13 protein-coding genes and 1 pseudogene are annotated in these 15,971 nt (G+C 73.0%); 5 read left to right on the forward strand and 9 right to left on the reverse strand.

The annotated features are described in order from the left end of the window. Position 1 precedes the first annotated feature (1 nt). From ACLGIH_RS06140 to ACLGIH_RS06155, 4 genes are all read right to left on the reverse strand, one after another. Positions 2–1,411, reverse strand: coding sequence for a phytoene desaturase family protein (locus ACLGIH_RS06140; protein WP_416524188.1), 1,410 nt, complete (start codon positions 1,409–1,411; stop codon positions 2–4). Positions 1,412–1,509: 98 nt separating this feature from the next. Then, positions 1,510–2,358 carry an inositol monophosphatase family protein gene (locus tag ACLGIH_RS06145; protein ID WP_416524189.1) on the reverse strand — a complete coding sequence of 283 codons (849 nt, stop codon included), beginning with the start codon at positions 2,356–2,358 and terminating at the stop codon, positions 1,510–1,512. Between the two features lie 147 nt (positions 2,359–2,505). After that, the gene (locus tag ACLGIH_RS06150) at positions 2,506–4,335 is read right to left on the reverse strand and encodes a gamma-glutamyltransferase family protein (RefSeq protein ID WP_416524190.1); all 1,830 of its coding nucleotides are present in this window, start codon (positions 4,333–4,335) and stop codon (positions 2,506–2,508) included. A 275-nt stretch (positions 4,336–4,610) separates the two neighbouring features. Further along, complete coding sequence (locus tag ACLGIH_RS06155) at positions 4,611–5,231, reverse strand: TetR/AcrR family transcriptional regulator (RefSeq protein ID WP_416524191.1); 621 nt, start codon at positions 5,229–5,231, stop codon at positions 4,611–4,613. 98 nt (positions 5,232–5,329) lie between these two features. Between ACLGIH_RS06155 and ACLGIH_RS06160 the strand changes: the two genes are divergently transcribed. Further along, positions 5,330–6,367, forward strand: a complete 1,038-nt coding sequence (locus ACLGIH_RS06160) for an aldo/keto reductase (RefSeq protein WP_416524192.1) — start codon at positions 5,330–5,332, stop codon at positions 6,365–6,367. A 4-nt stretch (positions 6,368–6,371) separates the two neighbouring features. On the opposite strand, the gene ACLGIH_RS06165 is transcribed toward ACLGIH_RS06160, so the two are convergent. Then, positions 6,372–6,923: a LuxR C-terminal-related transcriptional regulator gene (locus ACLGIH_RS06165; protein WP_416529304.1), complete on the reverse strand. Its 552-nt coding sequence runs from the start codon at positions 6,921–6,923 to the stop codon at positions 6,372–6,374. A 336-nt stretch (positions 6,924–7,259) separates the two neighbouring features. On the opposite strand from ACLGIH_RS06165, the pseudogene ACLGIH_RS06170 reads away from it, so the two are divergent. From ACLGIH_RS06170 to ACLGIH_RS06185, 4 genes and pseudogenes are all read left to right on the forward strand, one after another. Continuing rightward, positions 7,260–8,271, forward strand: a pseudogene (locus ACLGIH_RS06170) (carboxymuconolactone decarboxylase family protein). A 149-nt stretch (positions 8,272–8,420) separates the two neighbouring features. Continuing rightward, positions 8,421–9,107 (forward strand): hypothetical protein, encoded by a 687-nt coding sequence (locus ACLGIH_RS06175; protein ID WP_416524193.1) that lies wholly within the window; start codon positions 8,421–8,423, stop codon positions 9,105–9,107. A gap of 170 nt (positions 9,108–9,277) precedes the next feature. After that, complete coding sequence (locus tag ACLGIH_RS06180; protein WP_416524194.1) at positions 9,278–9,982, forward strand: cyclodityrosine synthase; 705 nt, start codon at positions 9,278–9,280, stop codon at positions 9,980–9,982. Then, entirely contained in the window at positions 9,979–11,193 is a 1,215-nt protein-coding gene (locus tag ACLGIH_RS06185; protein ID WP_416524195.1) for a cytochrome P450, read from the forward strand. Before ACLGIH_RS06180 ends, ACLGIH_RS06185 begins: the two co-directional genes overlap by 4 nt. 53 nt (positions 11,194–11,246) lie before the next feature. Here ACLGIH_RS06185 and ACLGIH_RS06190 read toward each other — a convergent pair whose 3' ends face one another. From ACLGIH_RS06190 to ACLGIH_RS06205, 4 genes are all read right to left on the reverse strand, one after another. Continuing rightward, positions 11,247–12,248, reverse strand: a complete 1,002-nt coding sequence (locus ACLGIH_RS06190; RefSeq protein ID WP_416524196.1) for a TIGR03842 family LLM class F420-dependent oxidoreductase — start codon at positions 12,246–12,248, stop codon at positions 11,247–11,249. 19 nt (positions 12,249–12,267) lie between these two features. Next, positions 12,268–13,671 carry a dihydropyrimidinase gene (gene hydA, locus ACLGIH_RS06195; RefSeq protein ID WP_416524197.1) on the reverse strand — a complete coding sequence of 468 codons (1,404 nt, stop codon included), beginning with the start codon at positions 13,669–13,671 and terminating at the stop codon, positions 12,268–12,270. An 84-nt stretch (positions 13,672–13,755) separates the two neighbouring features. Beyond that, the gene (locus tag ACLGIH_RS06200; protein ID WP_416524198.1) at positions 13,756–15,039 is read right to left on the reverse strand and encodes an aspartate aminotransferase family protein; all 1,284 of its coding nucleotides are present in this window, start codon (positions 15,037–15,039) and stop codon (positions 13,756–13,758) included. Further along, entirely contained in the window at positions 15,036–15,878 is an 843-nt protein-coding gene (locus tag ACLGIH_RS06205) for a nitrilase-related carbon-nitrogen hydrolase (RefSeq protein ID WP_416524199.1), read from the reverse strand. Before ACLGIH_RS06205 ends, ACLGIH_RS06200 begins: the two co-directional genes overlap by 4 nt. Between the last annotated feature and the right edge of the window lie 93 nt (positions 15,879–15,971).

Consider the following 15,971-nt stretch of genomic DNA (forward strand, 5'->3'; position numbering starts at 1 on the left):
GTCATGTCTGCCTCAGCCTGCGCCAGACGGCCTTCGCCGCGTTGTGTCCCGACATGCCGTGCACGCCGGGGCCCGGGGGCGTGGCGGACGAGCAGATGAAGACGGCCGGGTGCGGGGTGCCGTACGGGAAGAGCGAGAGCTTGGGGCGCAGCAGGGTCTGCAGGCCGGTGACCGCACCGGAGGCGATGTCACCGCCGATGTAGTTGGCGTTGCGGGCGGCCAGTTCGGGCGGGCCGGCGGTGGCGCGGGCGAGGACGCGGTCACGGAAGCCCGGGGCGAAGCGCTCCAGTTGGCGTTCGATGGCGTCGGTGAGGTCGCCGGTCCAGCCGTGGGGGACGTGGCCGTACGCCCAGAAGGCGTGCTTGCCGTCCGGGGCCCGGGTGGGGTCGGCGACGCTGGGCTGCACCGTGATGAGGAACGGCCTGCGGGGCGCCTGTCCGGCGCGGGAGGCCGCGTGCAGGGCGGTGCCGATCTCCGTGCTGTCGGCGCCGATCTGGACGGTGCCGGCGGCGCGGGCCTCCTCGGCGGTCCACGGGACCGGGCCGTCCAGTGCGTAGTCGATCTTGAAGACGCCGGGGCCGTACCGGTAGCCGTCGTAGTACCGCCCGAGGCCGGCGATCCGGGCCAGGGCGGTGGGCGAGGTGTCGAAGACGTACGCGCGCGCGGGCGGCAGGTCGTCCAGGCGCTTGACCTCGTAGTCCGTGTGCAGCGTCCCGCCGAGGTCGGTGAGGTACGCGGCGAGCGCGTCGGAGATGGACTGGGAGCCGCCGCGGGCCACCGGCCAGCCGCGGGCGTGCGCGGCGAGCGCGAAGACCAGGCCGATGGCGCTGGTCGCGAGGCCGCCGAGCGGGGCCATGACGTGCGCGACGAGCCCGGCGAACAGGGTCTTGGCCCGCTCGTCGCGGAACCGGCGCAGCAGCCAGGTCGACGGGGGCAGGCCGACGAGGCCGAAGCGGGCGAGGGTGACCGGGTCGCGGGGCAGTGCGCTCAGCGGCAGGGACATGAAGTCCCGGGCGAGCGTGTCCCACCGGGACAGGAAGGGCTCGATCAGCCGGCGGTAGGTGCCCGCGTCGCGCGGGCCGAACGAGGCGGCGGTCTCGCCGACCGACCGGGCCAGCACGGCCGCCGAACCGTCCGGGAACGGGTGCGCCATGGGCAGGTCGGCGTGCAGCCACTCGAGCCCGTACCGCTCCAGGGGCAGCCCGCGGAAGGCCGGGGAGTTGATGCCGAGGGGGTGCGCGGCGGAGCACGGGTCGTGCCGGAAGCCGGGGAGGGTGAGCTCCTCGGTGCGGGCGCCGCCGCCGACCGTGTCCCGTGCCTCGAACACGGCGACCGAGAAGCCGCGGCGGGCCAGTTCCACGGCGGCCGTCAGGCCGTTCGGCCCCGCACCCACCACGACGGCATCGAGCATCGACGGCACCTTCGGACCCCTTCGTCAGCCGACGGCCACTGAGATCAGGATATGACGCGGCACCGACAGCCTCCCCTCACGGGGCGGGGCGGCCGGGGTCAGGCGGCCTCGCCCGACAGCAGCGCCACAACCCGGCGGGCGGTGGCGGCGTCCCGGGCCGCCGTGAACGGCAGGTCGTTGCCCCCCGTGATGCGGAACGGCTCTCCCGTGCGGGTCAGGTGCGTGCCGCCCGCCTCCTCCACCAGCAGCAGGCCGGCGGCGTGGTCCCAGGCTGCCTCCCAGGAGAAGGCGGTGGCGTCCGACTCGCCGCGGGCGACGGCGAGGTACTCCAGTCCCGCCGAGCCGCACGGGCGGGGGCCCACGCCCGGGGTGCGCAGACCGAGCAGGGCGCGCTTCTGCTCCTCCGTCGTGTAGTCCGGGTGGGAGGTGGCCACCCGCAGCTCGCGGCCGGGCTCCGGCGGGCCCGCGTGCAGCCGCTCGCCGTCGAGGAAGGCGCCCTTGCCCCGTACGGCCGTGGCGAGTTGGTCGCGGGCGGGGGCGTAGGTCCAGGAGGCGAGCACGACGCCGTGGTGCGCGAGCGCGACCAGCGTGCAGAAGCCGGGGTCGCCGTGCACGAACTGACGGGTGCCGTCGACGGGGTCGACGATCCACACCGGTGCCTCGCCGCGGATCGCCTCGTACGACGCCGGGTTGGCGTGCACCGCTTCCTCGCCGACCACCACGGAGCCGGGCAGGAGGGCCACGAGCTGCTCGGTGAGGTACTGCTCGGCCAGGCGGTCGGCGTCCGTGACCAGGTCGTGCGGTCCGGTCTTCTGGTCGACCTCGTGCGCGGCGAGCCGGCGCCAGCGCGGGACGATCTCCTGGGCGGCCGCCTTGCGGACGGCCTCTTCCACCTCGTCGGCGTGCCGGGCGAGAAACTCGTCGATGGTCTCGCTGTCTTCGATCATGTCTCCATGAGAGCACGCGCCACTGACAATCCCCACCCGGCCGGTGCACGCCGGGCGGAATCGCCGTGAACAGCGGGTTCCGGGTGGGACGGGCAGCGGACCTGCCGCCCGTCGCGGGCGAGTCCCGCCCGTGCCCGGCCCGCCGGTTCAGCGGCCGACCGCGTACCCCTGCATGCCCCGCGGATTGGCCGCCGCCGACAGGATCCCGGTCTCCGGGTCCCGGGCGACGGCGCACAGCCGGCCCTCGGACCAGGGGTCCCCGACGGTGACGTCGTGACCACGGCGGCGCAGTCCCTCGACGACCTCGGGGTCCGTGCGGGACTCCAGCGTGACGCTGCCCGGCCGCATGCCGCGCGGGAAGAAGGAGCCGGGGAAGCTGTCGTTGTGCCAGTCCGGCGCGTCGATGGCGCCTTGGAGGTCGAGGCCGCCGCGCACCTGTCCGCGCAGCGCGACCGCGAGGAGGAAGTGCAGCTGCCACTGGTCCTGCTGGTCCCCGCCGGGCGTCCCGAAGGCCAGGACGGGCGCGCCGTCGCGCAGGGCGATCGAGGGCGTGAGCGTGGTGCGGGGCCGGCGGCCCGGGGTGAGCGAGTTCGGCAGGCCCTCCTCCAGCCAGGTCATCTGCAGCCGGGTGCCGAGCGGGAAGCCCAGTTCCGGCACGACGGGGTTGGACTGCAGCCAGCCGCCGCTGGGCGTGGCGGCGACCATGTTGCCCCAGCGGTCGACGACGTCGAGGTGGCAGGTGTCGCCGCGGGTGCGGCCGTCGGCGGCGACGTCCGGCTCGCCCGGCACCGGGGAGGTGGGGCTCTTGGCGACCGTCGGCTCACCGGCGCCCGGAAGGGCCCGGGCGGTCCCCTCGGCGGCCGCCACGCGCGCGTGGGCGCACAGGCGCGGGGTGCGCCCGCCGGGGCTGCCGGGCCGCAGCTCGAAGGAGGCCCGGTGTCCGACGAGCCCGCGCCGCTCCGCGTTGTACTCGGCCGACAGCAGGTCGTCGAGCGGCACGTCGGCCGCGTCCCCGTACCAGGCCTCCCGGTCGGCCAGGGCGAGCTTGCACCCCTCGATCAGCAGGTGGACGTAGTCCGCGGAGCCGTGGCGGGGCAGCTCGGGCGGGAGCAGGGCGAGCTGCTGGAGGAGGACCGGGCCCTGGCTCCAGGGGCCGGCCTTGCACACGGTCCAGCCGTTCCAGTCGTACGTCACCGGCCGCTCGTAGGTCGCGGACCAGCCGGCGAGGTCGGCGGCCGTGAGGGTGCCGGTGTGGTGCTCGCCGCTGGTGTCCATGGTGGGCCGGCCGGCCTGCCGGACCAGGGCCTCGGCGATGAACCCGGTGCGCCACACCCGCCGTGCCGCCTCGATCCGCGCCTCCCGGTCCCCCGCCCCCTCGGTCTCGGCGAGCAGCCGCCTCCAAGTTGCGGCGAGCGCGGGGTTCCGGAACAGCGCGCCGGCCCGGGGCGGACGGCCGCCCGGCAGATAGACCTGCGCCGAGGAGGTCCACTCCGTCTCGAACAGCTCCCGCACGGTCTCCACGGTCCCGCCGAGGCGCTCCACGGGCGGGTGCCCGTGTTCGGCGTAGCCGATGGCGTACTTCAGCACGTCGGCGAGGGACTTGGTGCCGTGGTCGCGGAGCAGGAGCATCCAGGCGTCGAAGGCACCGGGCACGGCGGCGGCGAGCGGACCGGTGCCGGGGACGAGGTCCAGGCCGAGCCCGCGGTAGTGCGCGACGCTCGCCCCGGCCGGCGCCACGCCCTGCCCACACAGCACCCGCACCTCGCCGCGCGCCGGCGCGAGCAGGATCGGCACCTCCCCGGCGGGGCCGTTCAGGTGCGGCTCGACGACGTGCAGGACGAAGGCACCGGCCACGGCGGCGTCGTAGGCGTTGCCGCCGTCCTCCAGAACGGCCATCGCCGACTGGGAGGCCAGCCAGTGGGTGGAGGACACCATGCCGAAGGTGCCCTGGAGGGTGGGGCGGGTGGTGAACTGCATTTCTCACCTCGGTGTTTCCGTGTGTCTGCCGGTCCCGCCCCTGTTCCGGATCCGCTCCGGGGGAACGCGGGGTGTTTCGGCTCGGCTCCGGTCGGCCGGACCAGGGAGCAGGCTACTGATCGGTCCGCCGCCGGGCTCCGCCGCCGGCTCGGCCGCAGGGCCAGGCCGCGCCGTCGCGGCGTCCGGCACCTCCACGCGCTTCGGCGGTTCCACGGCCGCCTGCCGGCCGGTGCGCCTCGGCCCGCCCACCGTGCTCCCCGGCGACCAGGCCCGTCTCACCCCGCCCGCAGGTACGCCCCCGCGCGCGCCGCCGCCGCGGCGGCCTCGGCGGCCCGGTCCGCGGCGGCTTCGTCGAGGCCGTCGCCGATGGTCAGCAGGCGGTAGTAGAGGGGGGCGGAGACGGCCCGGATCACCTCGTGGGCGTCGGTACCCTCGGGCACCTCGCCCCGGTCGACGGCCTGCTGGACGCAGGGGGCCCACTCCGCGACCCGGATGTCGTAGAAGCGGCGCAGCGCCTCGGCGGTCCTCGGGTCGCAGGTGGCGGCCGCGATCACCGCCTTGAACAGCGCCCCTTGCCGTGGATCGGTCAGGGTGCGCCGCACCAGCCGGGCGTTGGCCGTGAGGTCGCCGAGCAGCGAGCCGGTCTCGGTGCGGGGCAGTGACTGCTCGGCCATGTCCGTCAGCAGGTCGGCCACCAGGTTGGCCACCGTTCCCCAGCGCCGGTAGACGGTGGTCTTGCCCACCTCCGCCCGGCGCGCGATGTCGGCGAGGTCCAGGTGGGCGAGCCCCCGCTCCGCCAGCACGTCCCCCGCCGCTCGCAGCACCGCCGCCCGCACCCGCGCCGTGCGCCCTCCGGGACGGACACTCCCCGGCTGATCCACACCCTCAGAACTCATAACGGGACTCCAGTTTCATTAATGGCCGACTCGTGCTACCGTGAGGACATCTTAACGGGACCAGAGACCTGTTAGGTTACGAACAGAGGGGGTCAGTCATGGAATACAGGCGGCTGGGCGCGTCCGGACTCATGGTCCCGGCACTGAGCTTCGGCGCGGGCACCTTCGGCGGCCGCGGTCCGCTGTTCGGCGCCTGGGGCGACACCGACGCGCGGGAGGCACGCCGTCTCGTGGACATCTGCCTCGACGCCGGCATCACGATGTTCGACACCGCCGACGTCTACTCCGACGGCGCGTCCGAGGAGGTGCTGGGCGCGGCGGTCAAGGGCCGCAGGGATCAGGTGATCGTGTCCACCAAGACCGGCCTGCCCATGGGCGACGGGCCGGGCGACGCGGGCACCTCCCGCTCACGCCTGATCACCGCGTGCGAGAACGCCCTGCGCCGGCTCGGCACCGACTACATCGACCTGTTCCAGCTGCACGCCTTCGACGCCGGAACACCCGTCGAGGAGGTCCTGTCGACGCTCGACGACCTCGTACGGGCGGGCAAGGTCCGCTACGTCGGGGTCTCCAACTTCTCCGGCTGGCAGACCATGAAGTCCCTCGCGGCCGCGGAGAAGCACGGCCACCCGCGCTACGTCGCACAACAGGTCTACTACTCCCTCGTCGGCCGCGACTACGAGTGGGAGCTGATGCCCCTCGGGCTCGACCAGGGCCTCGGGGCACTCGTCTGGAGCCCGCTCGGCTGGGGACGGCTCACCGGCAAGATCCGCCGCGGCCGGCCGCTGCCGGCCGACAGCCGGCTGCACGCCACCGCGGACTACGGCCCGCCCGTGGACGACGAGCGCCTCTACCGGGTGGTCGACGCCCTCGACGAGATCGCGCAGGAGACCGGCAAAACCATTCCGCAGATCGCCATCAACTGGCTGCTGCACCGGCCGACCGTCTCCTCCGTCATCATCGGCGCGCGCAACGAGGAGCAGCTCCGCCAGAACATCGGCGCCACCGGCTGGGCGCTCACGGCCGACCAGCTGGCCAGGCTCGACGCGGCGAGCAGCAGCACGGCGCCCTATCCGTACTTCCCCTACGAGCGCCAGGCGGGCTTCGCCCGCCTCAACCCTCCGGTGGCCCGGTGAGCGCTCAGCGGCGACGGGCAGTGACCAGGCCCGACTCGTAGGCGAACTCCACGAGTCGGGCCCGGTCCCGGGCACCGAGCTTGGTCATCGCCCGGCTGATGTGCGTCTTGGCGGTCAGCGGGCTGATGACCATGTGGGCGGCGATCTCCTCGTTGGTCAGGCCGCGTGCGGCGAGCGCGGTGACCTCGCGTTCGCGGCGGGTGAGGCACTCCAGACCGGGCGCCGTGGCCCGGTCGGGCGGCCGGGCCGCGAACTCGCCGATCAGGGTGCGGGTGACCGAGGGGGAGAGCAGGGCCTCGCCGCGCGCCACCACCTCGACGGCCTGGAGCAGGTCGGCCGGTTCGGTGTCCTTCAGCAGGAAGCCGCTCGCTCCCGCCCGCAGCGCCTCGAAGACGTACTCGTCCAGGCCGTAGTTGGTGAGGATGACGACCCGGACGGCGGCGAGGGCCGGGTCGGCGGCGATCCGGCGGGTGGCCTCGATGCCCGACATCACCGGCATCTGCACGTCGACCAGTGCGACGTACGCGGTGCCGACCGCGGTGGTGACGGCCAGCACCGCGCGGGGTGCGGTGCGGTGGAAGGCCAGGGCCGCCGAGGCGAGGACGACGAGCACGTGGTCCGAGTGCGGTCGTGTCGTCGTCGACGGCGGCCGTGGTCAGGACCAGCGCGCCGACCGCGAGGGCCGCGTCGGCGAGCCGCCTGCGTGTGACCCGGTGCCCGCTCATGCCCGCACCCTGGACGGCCCGGACGGCGCGGGCGTCCGCCCTGTGGACGGCTGCCGGACCACTCCCCGCGCAGTAGTGCCCGCGGGTGCCGGGCCCGGCCGGCGCAGCGCCGACCGCATCCGGCCGTACGACGACCGGGAGGGTCCCCGCGGCGCACGCTGGGGTCCATGACCACACAGTCCGCTCTCTTCCGTCACACCCGCCCTCTCCCGCCGAAGTCGGCCACCGGACGGGCCGCCGAGGTCTACGCACAGATCGCCCGCGACTTCGGCATCGCCGACCCGCCCACCTTCGTGGTGCTCTCCTCCGCTCCCGAACTCCTCGCTGCCGCCCGGGCGTTGACGCGCGAGTCGCTGATCGCCGGTCCCGGCGGCCGGACCGGCAAGGAGGTCGCGGCCTTCGGGGTGTCGCTCGCCAACCCGGTGCCCGTTCTGCGTGAGCGCCCACCCCGTGCTGCTGCACGCCACCGGCGACCACGCCCTGGCCGAGCGGCTGGCGCGCGGGGAGGCGCCCGAGGACGACCGGCACGCGCGCGTGCTGGACTGGGCGCGGCGCACCCGCGTCCCGGGGGCCGCCGGCGAGCCGTGGCCGTTCCCGCGCGAGGAGGCCCCCGACTATCTGGGCACCGCGCTGGCCTTCCACTTCATCAACCGCATCGTGTCGGCGCTGCTGGCCGAGAACCTGCTCCCCGGCGGCGCGGAGCGCCTGCGCCCGGCGCGCAGTCTCGCGGGCCGGGCGCTCACTTCCGCCGTGCGCCGCCCCGCCGCGCCGGGGGCCGCCCTGGCCCTGCTGGACGAGCCCGGTCCGGGGCCGGCCTGGGCGGCCGGGGCGGCCGTCGGCCCGGCGTACGCGGCGCTGCGCACGGCCGCCCTGGCCGGCGCGGGCCTGCTCGACGCCGGTGACCAGGCCCTCGTACGGCAGGCCGTGGGCGCCTGGGACGGAACGCATCCGCCGCTCGGCCCGGACGGGTTCCCTGACCGGGCCGAGCGGCCCGGCGCGCGGCTGGCGCTGCTGGCGGCCCTGGCGCCGTACCGGATCGCGGACGCGGACGTGGCGGCCTGGCGCCGCCCGGAGCACACCGACCACTGCCTGGTGCATCTCGTCGCCTACGGCGCGTTCCTCGCCGTGGACCGAATCGAAACCGCCCTTTCCTCACAGACTGCGCAAGAAGCCTCATAGTGGCGCGCGTTCGGCCGCGGCCCGCTCGCCTGCGTCATCGGGCGGGCACGCAGCGAGTTGGCACTTCCGCCCCACGGACACTCGTGTGAAACTGGCGTCCCGTCCGCAGTGCGGGACCCCCTCCGCACCGTCCCCATGAGAAGTGCGCCGTGCGTCACCTTCCCCTGCCGCTCGCCCTCGTCGCGCGCCTGACCCCGGTCGCCGTGCTCGCCTCGGCGGGCTGGGCGCTGTCGTCCGGCCCGTTCGCCGCGGCGCCGGCCGCCGAGCACAAGACGCAGCCCCGGACCGAGCAGACCGGGAGCAGTGCGCCGTCCGCGCCGTCGACGCAGGCCGTCGCCAGGACGTACACCTCCGCGCCGACGCCGTGCGCCAGCCTGGCCAAGGGCACGATCTCCTCGCTGGTGCCGGGCGCCAAGACGGCCGGAAAGGAAATACCGTCGACGGACTCGACGGTGCGCCGGACCTGTTCCTGGAACGCACTGAAGGGCTACGAATATCGTTGGCTGGACGTCTCCTTCGAGGTGATGAAGTCGGACGAGACGGCGGAGAAGTCCTACCGGGAGCGGGTCGAGGACCGCAGCGGCGGGGGCGAGGTGCCCGGTCTCGGTGACGCGGCCTACTCGGTGGTGAACCTGACGACCGAGGACGGGCAGCAGACCCGTGAGGGCACCGTGCTGGCCCGCGCCGCGAACGCGCTGGTCGTCATCACGTACAACGGCAGCGACTTCGAGACGAAGAAGGCGCCTGGCACGGACGAGATCAACAAGGGTGCGATCAAGGCGGCCAAGGAGGCGGTGGCCGCGCTGACGGACCGCGCGGGCGGCCAAGGGGACTGACCGGAACGGGGCCTGTTCCGTCCGGATACGGATCACCTACGAAATCCGCAGAGTTACCGGCCGGTCATGCTGTGTGACGCACGCACTTTCGGTTAGGTTTCTGCCGGGAGTCGCCACACCGGGGGCACGGGGCCCCACTGGGACTAGCGACTCCGAAGGAATCGTCCCCTTTGACGACCATCACGACCGAACTGTTCACCGTGCGGCCGTACACCTCCCACTGCCGGGTCATCGAACAAGAGGCCCATCACGCCGTGATCGGCGTCTCCCCCGGCAACGGGTTCTTCACCGCCGACACGGTCACCGGCCTGGCGCACTGGGCGGCCGACCGCTTCGCCCGGGCCGACATCGTCTACACCGATCTGTACGTCGCCGACATGTACGAGGCACTGGGCTATGAGCCGGACGACGCGCGCCGCAAGGCGGTCAAGAACCTGCGCGGAGTACGCGCGAAGGTCAAGGCCGCGGCGCTGTCCGCGGATCCGGAGGGCGTCCGGGTGCGGGCGCAGCCGGTGTCCGCGCTGACCGGGCGGCCCGAGTACCGGCGCCTGAGCCACCGGCTGGAGACGCTCATGGCCGACGACCCCGTTCTGCGGATGACGGTCGCCGATCTGGTGAATCGTTTCCTCAGAGACAAGGTCACCGGGCAGGACGCCACCCAGCGGCAATGGGAGGTGTGCACCCGTTACATCCTGGCCGAACTGCCGCTGTTCATCGATTCACCGGCGATCTTCGACGTCGCCTCCTCGCTCAACTGCTACCACCAGGTGCTGCCGTTGGCGGATCTGCTCTACGGGCCGGGCCACGGGCTGCGCGCATCGCGCAACCAGGGCCACGGCATCATCACCCCCACCCGCACGGAGGCCGCCCGGTGACCACCGCAACCGACACCAACACCAACACCGACACCGACACCGACCTGCCCGGCTTCCCGTTCTCCCCGCGAGGTGACCGGCTCCCGGACGAGGTGCCCGCCCTGCTGCGGGACCGTCCGGTGACCCGGGTCCGCACCATCGCCGGAGACCCGGCCTGGCTGGTGTCCTCGCACGCCCTGTGCAGACAGGTGCTGGAGGACGACCGCTTCAGCCTCAAGGAGACGTCCGCCCCGGGCGTGCCGCGGCAGTACGCGCTGACGATCCCGCCCGAGGTCGTCAACAACATGGGCAACATCACCGGTGCCGGCCTCCGCCGGGCGGTGATGCGCGCCATCAACCCCAAGGCGCACGCCGACTGGATGGAGGACTACGCCGGGGAACTGGCCGACCGGATCGTCGCCCGGGGCGCCCCGGCCGATCTGCGCCGGGACTTCGCGGTGCCGTACTCCACCGGTTTGCACTGCCGCCTGCTGGGCATTCCCCTGGAGGACGCGGACCGCCTGTACCGCAGTCTGCACGTGGCCTTCATGAACAGCCCGCGGCCGATCCCCGCCGCGGCGCTCAACTGGGACCGCGACATCGCCTACATGAAGGCACGCCTGGACGACCCGGCCACCACCGGGCTGATGGGCGAACTGGCCACGCTGCGCGGCACTCCCGACTACGCCCACGTCTCCGACGAGATGTTCGCGACCGTCGGGGTCACGATGTTCGGCGCCGGGGTGATCTCGGTCATGGGCGCCCTGACCATGATGTGCACGACGCTGCTGTTCAACCCGGACATCCGGGACCGGCTGGCCGCCGACTCCGGCCTGGTTCCCACCGCGGTCGACGAGCTGCTGCGCGTCAACCTGTCGATCGCCGACGGGCTGCCCCGCATCGCCCTCGACGACGTACGGCTCGGTGACGTCACGGTGGCCAAGGGCGAGCTGGTCCTGGTCCTGGTCGAGGCCGCCAATCACGACCCCGAGCAGTACGACGACCCGCACACCATCCGGCTGGACCGGCCCAACGCGGGCACGCATCTGTCCTTCGGCGGCGGGGCGCACTACTGCCCGGCCACCGCCCTGGGCAAGAAGCACGCCGAGACCGCGCTGCGCGTCCTGCTGGACCGCATGCCCGGCCTGGACCTGGCCGTCCCGGTCGAGCAACTGGTGTGGCGGACCGGGTTCATGAAGCGGATACCGGAGCGGCTGCCCGTCCACTGGTAGGACCGCCGGCGCGGGGTTCCCGAGGCCCGTCCGCCTCGGGAACCCCGCGCCGGTCAGCCGTTGACGGCCGGGATGACGTCGGAGCCGTAAGCCTCGATCGTGGCCTCCTGCGCGTCGTGCATGTCGTACACCGCGAACTGGTCGACGCCCAGGGCCCGCAGCGCCTTCAGCCTGGCGATGTGGGCGGCCGGCGGGCCCAGCAGGCAGAACCGGTCGACGATCTCGTCGGGGACGAAGTCGGCGGAGGGGTTCCCGGCCCGTCCGTGGTGGCTGTAGTCGTAGCCCTGACGGGCCTTGACGTACGAGGTGAGGGCCTCGGGCACCAGGCCGGAGTGCTCGCCGTACCGGCTCACCAGGTCCGCGACGTGGTTGCCGACCATGCCGCCGAACCACCGGCACTGGTCGCGCGCGTGCTCCAGGTCGTCGCCGACGTACGCGGGCGCGGCGACGCAGACGGTCACCGAGGCCGGGTCCCGGCCCGCCTCCTCGGCCGCCCTGCGCACCGCCCTGATCATCCACTCGGTCAGGAACGGGTCGGCAAGCTGGAGGATGAAGCCGTCCGCCTTCTGCCCGGCGAGCGCGAGCGCCTTCGGTCCGTAGGCGGCCATCCACACCGGCAGCCTGCCGTTCCTGACCCAGGGGATGCGGACGGGTTTGCCGTCGACGACGGCCTCGCGGCCCTCCGCCAGGTCGCGGACGACGTCGATGGCCTCGCCGAGCCGGGCCAGGGTGTCGGGCCTGCGGCCGGCCACGCGCATGGCCGAGTCGCCGCGCCCGATGCCGCAGACGGTGCGGTTGCCGAACATGTCGTTGAGGGTGGCGAAGGTGGAGGCGGTGACCTCCCAGGTGCGGGTGCCCGGGTTGGTCACCATCGGGCCGACCTTCAGTTTCCGCGTGTTGGCCAGGATCTGGCTGTAGATCACGAACGGCTCCTGCCACAGCACGGCGGAGTCGAAGGTCCAGCCGTGGGTGAAGCCGTTGCGCTCGGCCCGCTTCATCAGGCTGACGACGCGGGCGGCCGGCGGGTCGGTCTGCAGGACGAGTCCGAAGTCCATCTGCGCCACTCCAGGTCGGCTAGTTCAGGTACTGGCAGGTGGAGCGCGGGGTGTAGACGCCGTGGCCCTTGCGGCCGGTGTACGCCCGCTCGGTGATGACCGGTGTGCCGCGCGAGAGCACCGTCTCCACCCGGCCGGTGACGCGCTTGCCCTCGTACGCCGAGTAGTCGACGTTCATGTGGTGGGTCTCGGCGGACAGGACCTGCTCGGCGTGCGGGTCGTAGACGACGATGTCGGCGTCGGCGCCCGGTGCGATGGTGCCCTTCTTCGGATACAGCCCGAACATGCGGGCCGGAGTGGCGCAGGCGATCTCGATCCAGCGACGGCGGGAGATGTGCCCGTCGAGGACGGCCTGGTGGAGCAGGTCCATGCGGTTCTCGACGCCCGGGAGACCGTTGGGGATCTTGGAGAAGTCGCCGCGGCCCAGCTCCTTCTGGCCGGCGAAGCAGAAGGGGCAGTGGTCGGTGGAGACCACCTGGAGGTCGTTGGTCCTGAGCCCGCGCCACAGCGCCGCCTGGTGCTCGCGCGGGCGCAGGGGCGTGCTGCACACGTACTTGGCGCCCTCGAAGTCCGGTTCGGCGAGGTTGTCGGTGGACAGGAACAGATACTGCGGACAGGTCTCCCCGAAGACCGGGAGCCCCTCGTCGCGGGCCCGGGCCAGCTCCGCGACCGCCTCCGCCGCCGAGACGTGCACGACGTACAGCGGTGCCCCGGCGACCTGCGCGAGCCGGATGGCGCGGTGCGTGGCCTCGGCCTCCAGCAGCACCTTGCGGACCTCGCCGTGGTGGCGCGGGTCGGTCTCGCCGCGGGCGAGGGCCTGCTCGACGAGGACGTCGATGGCGATGCCGTTCTCGGCGTGCATCATGATCAGTCCGCCGTTGCCGGCGGAGCGCTGCATGGCCCGCAGGATCTGGCCGTCGTCGGAGTAGAAGACGCCCGGGTACGCCATGAACTGCTTGAAGGAGGTCACGCCCTCCTCCACCAGCAGGTCCATCTCCTTCAGCGTCTCCTGGTGGACATCGGAGACGATCATGTGAAAGCCGTAGTCGATCGCGCAGTTGCCCTCCGCCTTGGCGTGCCAGGCGTCCAGGCCCGCGCGCAGGGAGTTGCCGACGCTCTGCACCGCGAAGTCGACGATGGTCGTCGTACCGCCCCAGGCGGCGGCGCGGGTGCCGGTCTCGAAGGTGTCGGAGGCGAAGGTGCCGCCGAAGGGCAGCTCCATGTGGGTGTGGGCATCCACGCCGCCCGGGACGACGTACTTGCCGGTGGCGTCGATGACGTGCTCGGCCGTGAACGATCCGGCGGCCGGGGTGCCGGACGCGGCGAGGGCGGCGATGCGGCCGTCCTCGATCAGGACGTCGGCGTGGATCTCGTCGGAGGCGGTGATGACGAGGCCACCGCGGACGACGGTACGGCTGCTCATGCTGTTCCCTCCTGTCGGGGCCGGCCGGGGCCGGTCAGGGCCGTCGGGGCACGGCCGGCGGCATGCGGGGGCTGCCGGCGGTGCTCACAGGCCGCGCAGCGCGCGTTCCAGGATCGCGGCGCCCTCCTCGGCCTCGGCGACCGTGAGGGACAGCGGCGGGGCGATGCGCAGCGCGCTGGTGCGGTGTCCGCCGCCCTTGCCGACCAGCAGGCCGCCCGCGCGGGCCTCCTCCAGCACGTCGGACACGGCCTGCGGGTCCGCCTCGTCGGTGCCGGGCCGGGTCAGCTCGATGCCGATCATCAGACCGCGTCCGCGCACCTCCCGTACGTGCGGCACCTGGGCGGCGACGGCCCGCAGCCGCTCGATGAGCAGCCCGCCCACGCGCCGGGCGTTGCCCTGGAGGTCGTGCTCCAGCAGGTGGCCGAGGTTGGCGAGGCCCGCGGCCATGGTGACCTGGGTGCCGCCGAAGGTGGAGATGCTGTTGGCGTCCAAGCAGTTCATGATCTCGGCGGGGGCGATGACCCCGCCGACGGACATGCCGTTGCCGATGCCCTTGGCGAACGTCACGATGTCCGGCGGGCCGCTGCGCCCGTGCGCCTGCCAGCCCCAGAAGTGCTCGCCGGTGCGGCCCCAGCCGGTCTGCACCTCGTCGGCGATCCACAGGATGCCCCGCTCGTGCAGCACCTCGCGGAAGGCGGCGTACAGGCCGTCCGGCGGGGAGGTGAAGCCGCCGACACCCTGGATCGGCTCGGCGATCAGCGCGGCGGGCGGGCGGATGTGGCCGAGCAGGTCGGTGAGGTCCTCGACGCACGCGTCGATGAAGTCCCGGTCGTCCAGGTGCGCGTACGGGCCGCGGGTGCGCACGCCGCCGTGGACGTACAGGGTCTGGAGCGGGGACAGCGAGGTCGGGGACCAGCCGCGGTTGCCGGTGATGCCGACGGCGCTGAAGGAGCGGCCGTGGTAGCTGTTGCGCATCGCCAGGATCGTGTTGCTGCGCCGGTACGTCGTCGCCAGCAGCAATGCGGTGTCGTTGGCCTCGGTGCCGGAGGTGGTGAAGAAGACCCGGGCGTCGGGGATGCCGCTCAGCTGGGCGATGCGCTCGGCGAGTTCGACCATCGGCCGGTTGAGGTAGAGGGTCGAGGAGTGCACGATCCGGCCGGCCTGCTCGCTCACCGCCTTGGTGACCTCGGGCAGGGCGTGCGCGGTCATGGTGGTGAGGATGCCGCCGAAGAAGTCGAGGTACTTGTTGCCGGCGGTGTCCCAGACGTACCGGCCCTCGCCGTGGGTGATCTCCAGCGGCTCCTCGTAGTACAGGGCGAGCCAGTCGGGCAGGACGGCCCGGTGCCGGCTGAGCAGGTCCCTCGTCACGGCCGCACCAGCCCCTCGTAGGCGTCGGGGCGGCGGTCGCGGTAGAAGGCCCACTGCTGCCGCACGTCCTCGACGAGGCCGAAGTCGAGGTCGCGGACGAGGAGTTCTTCCTTGGTGTCGCTGGCGACCTCGCCGACGAACTGCCCGCGCGGGTCGACGAAGTACGAGGTGCCGTAGAAGTCGTTGTCGCCGTACTCCTCCTGGCCGACGCGGTTGATCGCGGCGACGAAGTACTCGTTGGCGACGGCCGCCGCGGGCTGCTCCAGCCGCCACAGGTGCGACGAGAGACCGCGGTGGGTGGCGGACGGGTTGTAGACCAGCTGGGCGCCGTTCAGGCCGAGTTGCCGCCAGCCCTCCGGGAAGTGCCGGTCGTAGCAGATGTAGACGCCGACCTTGCCGACGGCGGTGTCGAAGACCGGCCAGCCGAGGTTGCCGGGCCGGAAGTAGTACTTCTCCCAGAAGCCCTTGACCTGCGGGATGTGGTGCTTGCGATACGTTCCGAGCACGGTGCCGTCGGCGTCGATGACGGCCGCGGTGTTGTAGTAGAAGCCCGACTGCTCGACCTCGAACACGGGCGCGACGACCACCATGCCGGTCTCCCGGGCGAGGGCCTGCATCCGGCGGACGGTGGGGCCGTCGGGGACGGGCTCGGCCCAGCGGTAGTGCTCGGGGTCCTGGACCTGGCAGAAGTAGGGGCTGTTGAAGACTTCCTGGAAGCCGATGATCTTCGCGCCCCGGCGGGCCGCCTCGCGGGCGTGCTCCTCGTGTTTCGCCACCATGGACTCGGTGTCGCCGGTCCAGGTGGCCTGGACCAGAGCGGCGCGTACGACGTTGGCCATGAGCTGCTCCTTCGACGGGACGTCAGAGCCTCTACGCCCGTAGACGCAGGCCGTAGAGGCACGAACGTAAGCCTCCCGGGCGGGCTTGCCAAG

Source organism: Streptomyces hamibioticus, from assembly GCF_047946815.1.
Taxonomy (GTDB): domain Bacteria; phylum Actinomycetota; class Actinomycetes; order Streptomycetales; family Streptomycetaceae; genus Streptomyces.

Bases quoted from the DNA above. Each gene is read 5' to 3' on its own strand.
- ACLGIH_RS06160 (WP_416524192.1), top strand. From the start codon at position 5,330: ATGGAATACAGGCGGCTGGGCGCGTCCGGACTCATGGTCCCGGCACTG.
- ACLGIH_RS06190 (WP_416524196.1), bottom strand. From the start codon at position 12,248: ATGGACTTCGGACTCGTCCTGCAGACCGACCCGCCGGCCGCCCGCGTC.
- ACLGIH_RS06140 (WP_416524188.1), bottom strand. From the start codon at position 1,411: ATGCTCGATGCCGTCGTGGTGGGTGCGGGGCCGAACGGCCTGACGGCC.
- ACLGIH_RS06205 (WP_416524199.1), bottom strand. From the start codon at position 15,878: ATGGCCAACGTCGTACGCGCCGCTCTGGTCCAGGCCACCTGGACCGGC.
- hydA (WP_416524197.1), bottom strand. From the start codon at position 13,671: ATGAGCAGCCGTACCGTCGTCCGCGGTGGCCTCGTCATCACCGCCTCC.
- ACLGIH_RS06155 (WP_416524191.1), bottom strand. From the start codon at position 5,231: ATGAGTTCTGAGGGTGTGGATCAGCCGGGGAGTGTCCGTCCCGGAGGG.
- ACLGIH_RS06145 (WP_416524189.1), bottom strand. From the start codon at position 2,358: ATGATCGAAGACAGCGAGACCATCGACGAGTTTCTCGCCCGGCACGCC.
- ACLGIH_RS06150 (WP_416524190.1), bottom strand. From the start codon at position 4,335: ATGCAGTTCACCACCCGCCCCACCCTCCAGGGCACCTTCGGCATGGTG.